This is a genomic window from Microcystis sp. M53603_WE2 (assembly GCF_030065435.1).
In genome coordinates this window covers 1-5,217 of sequence record NZ_JASJFF010000327.1, presented here as the reverse complement: position 1 = coordinate 5,217, position 5,217 = coordinate 1, and the positions used below count along the sequence as shown (strand labels likewise).

At 42.0% G+C, this 5,217-nt stretch carries 7 protein-coding genes; 4 read left to right on the top strand and 3 right to left on the bottom strand.

Annotation, left to right across the window (positions count from 1 at the left end; genetic code table 11):
- Positions 1–144 precede the first annotated feature (144 nt).
- Positions 145–1,650: a UbiD family decarboxylase gene (locus PX481_RS07110; protein ID WP_288094137.1), complete on the bottom strand. Its 1,506-nt coding sequence runs from the start codon at positions 1,648–1,650 to the stop codon at positions 145–147.
- 180 nt (positions 1,651–1,830) lie between these two features.
- Here PX481_RS07110 and PX481_RS07105 point away from each other — a divergent pair, with 180 nt between their 5' ends.
- Together PX481_RS07105 and PX481_RS07100 are read left to right on the top strand one after the other, a co-directional pair.
- A complete protein-coding gene (locus tag PX481_RS07105; protein ID WP_002762378.1) occupies positions 1,831–2,925 on the top strand; it encodes an AAA family ATPase in 1,095 nt (364 codons plus the stop codon).
- Positions 2,918–3,619, top strand: a complete 702-nt coding sequence (locus PX481_RS07100; protein WP_002762377.1) for a DUF3226 domain-containing protein — start codon at positions 2,918–2,920, stop codon at positions 3,617–3,619. Before PX481_RS07105 ends, PX481_RS07100 begins: the two co-directional genes overlap by 8 nt.
- Before the next feature lie 52 nt (positions 3,620–3,671).
- On the opposite strand, the gene psbV is transcribed toward PX481_RS07100, so the two are convergent.
- Together psbV and PX481_RS07090 are read right to left on the bottom strand one after the other, a co-directional pair.
- Positions 3,672–4,157, bottom strand: a complete 486-nt coding sequence (psbV, locus tag PX481_RS07095) for a photosystem II cytochrome c-550 (RefSeq protein ID WP_002762375.1) — start codon at positions 4,155–4,157, stop codon at positions 3,672–3,674.
- 128 nt (positions 4,158–4,285) lie between these two features.
- Entirely contained in the window at positions 4,286–4,492 is a 207-nt protein-coding gene (locus tag PX481_RS07090) for a hypothetical protein (RefSeq protein ID WP_002735525.1), read from the bottom strand.
- An 80-nt stretch (positions 4,493–4,572) separates the two neighbouring features.
- Here PX481_RS07090 and PX481_RS07085 point away from each other — a divergent pair, with 80 nt between their 5' ends.
- Positions 4,573–4,746, top strand: coding sequence for a hypothetical protein (locus PX481_RS07085; RefSeq protein ID WP_288094134.1), 174 nt, complete (start codon positions 4,573–4,575; stop codon positions 4,744–4,746).
- A 169-nt stretch (positions 4,747–4,915) separates the two neighbouring features.
- Positions 4,916–5,185 carry an extracellular matrix/biofilm regulator RemA gene (gene remA, locus PX481_RS07080; protein WP_002737924.1) on the top strand — a complete coding sequence of 90 codons (270 nt, stop codon included), beginning with the start codon at positions 4,916–4,918 and terminating at the stop codon, positions 5,183–5,185.
- Positions 5,186–5,217: the final 32 nt, after the last annotated feature.

Genomic DNA, 5,217 nt, shown 5'->3' with positions numbered 1-5,217 from the left:
GGGGGGAAAATTCCGGGACTTTTTCCCTGAAAATTAGGTAATTGGCCACCTCAAAACCGGTAAAACCCCACACCCCACACCCCACACCCCACACCCTGCCCCCAGGAAAAACTTTTTCAGCAGACCCTATTTAGTCAGTTAAATCTACATTTCGTAGCCAAACTTATTGGCATCTACTTCTTGTAAATTAATATCGATTAAACCGTATTCTGACCAGCGTTGGGAAACCTTGACCGCCATGGCCGGATCCGACTCCAAAGGTTCCCCCCACTGGTGGTCCGTTTCGGGATACATTTTAGTGGTGGCATCAATTCCCATTCTTCCCCCCAAACCGACCTTTTCGCTGGCAAAATCCAGGCTATCAAAGGGGGTTTCCGGGAGAATAAACACATCGCGAACCGGATCCACTTTAGAACTAATTGCCCAAACCACTTGCCGGGGGTCGCGAATATTAATCTCCTTATCGACGACGATGACAAATTTAGTATAGGTGAACTGGGGTAAGGCACTCCAAAAAGCTAAGGCCGCTCGCCGCGCTTGTCCGGGATAGGCTTTATCAATGGAGATAATCGCCGCTTTATAGCTTAAAGCTTCCATCGGTAGGAAAAAATCCCTGATTTCTGACACCTGTTGCCGTAAAATCGGTGTATAAATACGATTAAGCGCGATGGCCATCATCGCTTCTTCCTTGGGAGGACGACCGCTAAAAGTGGTTAAATAAATGGGGTCGCGACGATGGGTCATGCAGTGGAAATGAATCAGGGGTGAATCTTCCACACCGCCATAGTAACCCATGTGATCACCAAAGGGGCCATCTGGCAATACCTCTCCGGGGGTAATTGTTCCTTCCAGGACGATTTCTGCGTCGGCCGGCACTTGCAAATTGAGGGTTTTACACTTGGCTAACTGTACCCCAGAACCGCCGTACAATCCCGCAAACAGCCATTCTGAGAGATCTACGGGGATAGGAGTGGCGGCGGCCATGATAATTAAAGGATCGACCCCTAAAGCGATGGCTATTTCCAATTTTTTGCCCATTTGTGCCGCTTTTCGCAGGTGACGCGCCCCACCGCGCACGGATAACCAGTGGACGGTCATGGTATTGTGAGACTGTAGCTGTAAGCGATAGACACCGACGTTAGGGGTTCCCGTTTCGCAATCTTTGGTAATTACTAGCCCTAGGGTGATAATCTGGCCTGCATCCCCCGGATAGGGGCGAATCATCGGAATTTTCTTTAAATCTACTTCATCCCCCTCTAAAATCACCTGTTGACAGGCAGGAAAAAAGTTACGGTTGGGTTTGGCTTTCAGGACATCAAATAAAACTTTACCAAAATCGATCGCTTGGGAGAGTTTTTTCGGCGGTTTCGGTTGTTGCAACAGGGCGAGTTTTTTGCCTAAATCTTCCAATTCTTCGGGTTTATTCAGGTTCATCGCCCAACAGATGCGTTCTACGGTTCCCATGAGGTTAATAGCGACGGGAAACTCGGCCCCTTGCACGTTTTCAAACAGTAGGGCCGGCCCCCCCACCTGTAGCATCCGATTAGCGATCTCGGCAATTTCTAAATCGGCAGAGACCGATGCACTAATGCGGCGTAATTGGCCACGATCTTCTAAAAGCTTAATAAATCCTCGTAAGTCTCTAGCCATGATGAAGAAATGTAAATAAATCCCTGTCTCTATTATCTCTTAGGGCGGCAGTTTCGGTGGGGGATAGTCACCGGTTTGAGAGTTGGAGGCGATTCTCGTCTAGAATTAAGTAAAAAAATCCCCATCTTGCCGGGGTCATTCCTACCCCTAAGTTTATGCTTATTCAGCCCAGAGGTCAACATGATTAAGGATATTGAAATTAGTAATTTTAGATGTTTTGAGCATACCAAAATTGAAGGTTTTGAGCGAGTTAATTTAATTGGTGGTAAGAACAATTCAGGGAAAACTGCCCTGTTAGAGGCAATATTTTTGTATAGTTATCCCTATCCAAATACTATTCATCCCTACATCAGAGGAATCATTCGTAGGCAATCTTTAGCAGTTGTTCGGGCTGTTCCCAAAAATGCTTGGGATGATTTATTATTCAATCTTGATAGAAAAAATATTATTGAGTTAAAAGGCTCCCAATCTAATCAAGGGGATAAATTGGTAAAAATATCGATTTCTGGTTCTCTTAAAGATAGTGTTCTAGGCATCTCTGAAGACTGGCAAAAATTATACGATTTTATTGCTAAAGATAAATCAGTTATTTCTATCTTAAATATTCACACAAGTTTTGACCATGATCATGACTCAAATGATGAGCAAATGAACTATTTTTTAATTGCCAGTTCTAAGGAGATACTAGCTTTACCTAATGGGGGTGATGAGGAACCAGTAATCATTGCCGCATCTGTCAATAAATCTTTGCAAGAATTGAGCGAGGCCTATACTAAAATAGTTTTTAATGAACAGGAAGAAGAAGTGCTAAAAGCTCTACAAATTCTCGATCCGTCCATTGAAAAAATAGAAAGTTTTTTTCTGGGTGAACCAAATTTATATCTGAAAATAAAAGAGAGAAAACGCCTACCCATATCTCTGTTTGGTGAAGCTATTAATCGTCTGATAGAGATGATTTTTGCTCTACTCATCAATCCTAAAAAAATTATTTTTATCGATGAAATAGAAAATGGTCTTCACTATACTGCTTACCCAGATATTTGGAAAACTTTATTCCGATTAGCTATCGAACTAGATAGCCAAATTTTTGCCACAACCCACAGTTTAGAGATGATCCAAGCTTTTGCCGATGTGGGGTTAGAATATTATCCAGAACAGGGGGCCTATTTTGAACTAGCAAGGAGTCCCAGAACTGATAAAATTATTGGTATTAAAAGACAATTAAGCACTTTAGAGTACGCCTTAAAACATGGCAATGAGGTGAGAGGTGAGTAACTTATTAATCGTCGAGAGCAAGAATGATAAAATTTTTATCGAAGCCCTAGTAAAATACTTAAATATTAACAAAATTCAGTTAGATAAACCGATTTGCTTTGAGGAAGATGACTATAAATGTTTACAGGGTTTAGATAAAGCTAAATTAACCAGCACTTTCGATGAAATTAAGGCGACTCTTGGTAAAAAAGCTATCCCTAAAGTTGGTATTATTATCGATCAAGATTCTGATACTAAGACAGAGCGACTAAATTGGCTTAACGATTGTCTGAAAAAGGTGTATCCAGAAGCGGAAGATATTAGGGAAACCAGTCAGCTTTATAGATTGACAACAATAGAAGATCAAATCACAGAATTTGCTTGTTATTTTACCAATGTGGAAGGACAAGGAGAACTAGAAACAGTTCTCAAGAAGATTAAAAATCAAGATTCCACCTATGCGGATTGTTTAGAAGACTGGAGAAATTGTTTAAACAAGCAAGAAAAATCGATTAAAGACAAAGATTTTGATAAGTTTTGGATTAGTAACTATTTACGATTTGATACCTGTTCCACAGAAGACAAAAAACAAGCTGGCAGGAAATGCAGTATGAATGGATTTGATTATGTTATGAAAAACAAACGTCATATTTGGAACTTTGAGCATGAGGTATTAAATGAACTCAAAGAATTTTTACAACTATTTGCTGTCTAATCAAAAATCCCCCTAGAAATCTAGAGGGATTGAGAGATATATGGAGGGCAATTTAGAAGTAAATTGTACCACCCCAGCGCTCGTCTAGACGGGGAGCAACCAACATATAAGCGGCGACGTTATACACATCATCTTCGGTCAGATTGCGTAATTCTGGGAAGATATCCGGACGGCTAACATTGGGATGGAGTTCGCTTAGATCATCTTCACCATCGTAACTGGTGGGATGTTCTAGATAATCAATCAATGCTAACAGATTATCTCTGGGAGGTTCCGCTTTTGCCAGATCGGCCAGACCCAAACTGACGTTATTATTAGTTTTGGTTTTACCTTGCAGGTGACACTTAGTACAATTGGCGACAAAAAGTTTCTGTCCTTCCGTCGCTTGTTCAGAAGTCAAAGTCACCGATTCCCCTGCGTCATTGAGGGTGATGGTGAGGGTTTTTTCATTGAGTTCTAAGGCACTAGCGCCGTTAAGATTGAATTGTAATACAAAAAAGACTACAGCGATCGCTGCTACAATCAAACGTTTGATCATTGTTCTCCTACTCGCAATTGTTCCAAGAAAGGGGATTTTAAGGTGACTAAAAAATTTTCTCCTCTGGGAGGGTATCGATCGATTCTAAGTGATCACGGACACCGAGAAGATCGCAGTTGGGAATAAAGTCAAGGGGACGTTTCCGTTTTAGAGGCGGTTACTCCTGAGCGTTGGGATAAAATCAGTGAGATAATTGCTTTAGCATCTTCTAGGGCGAGATTAGTCTGCCGATCTTTATAGGAGATGCCTAATTGGTCGCAAAGTGACAACACAGATTCATCGGCCAGATCGTACTCTGCCGCAATATCAGCGATCGATAGATCAGCAAAACCCATAGTCTAACACACCCACCAAGGATAGAGAATACTTATTAGTCACCATAATTATCATGCCATTGCCGGGGACATTCTTAACAGTGATCAGTGATCAGCAGTCAGGAGACAGGAGACAGGAGGCAGCTTTGTTCTCCCCATCACCCTACACCCCACACCCCACACCCCACACCCTACACCCTGCTCCCCACTCCCCCATCACCCCACACCCTCAAAATTCCCTAATTTTCCCGACTTTTGGACTATTTACTCCCTAAGATAGAGACTCGTGTAAACAAATTTAATTAAAATCGCAAAAAACCTGAAAAAATACTAAAATGTGATTAAGAATGTTATTTTTAGCGTTGTAAGGCTAAATCTTTCCCGATAACATTGTAATCATACCTCCACACTCTTTTGTACAAAGGGCTGCACCTTTGTTAACTTATGGATATACAACTGATCAACATCGGCTTCGGTAATATTGTTTCCGCTAATCGGGTTATCGCCATCGTTAGCCCAGAATCGGCTCCTATCAAACGCATCATCAGTGATGCTCGGGATAAAGGCTGTTTAATCGATGCTACCTACGGAAGACGGACTCGTGCGGTGATCATCACCGATTCTAGTCATGTAGTGCTGTCGGCCATTCAACCGGAAACCGTGGCTCACCGTTTCGTGGTCAACAAGGAAGCCCCTGTTAATAGTAGCAACTAAGTTATTAACCCCATGCAACCCGGTCAATTAAT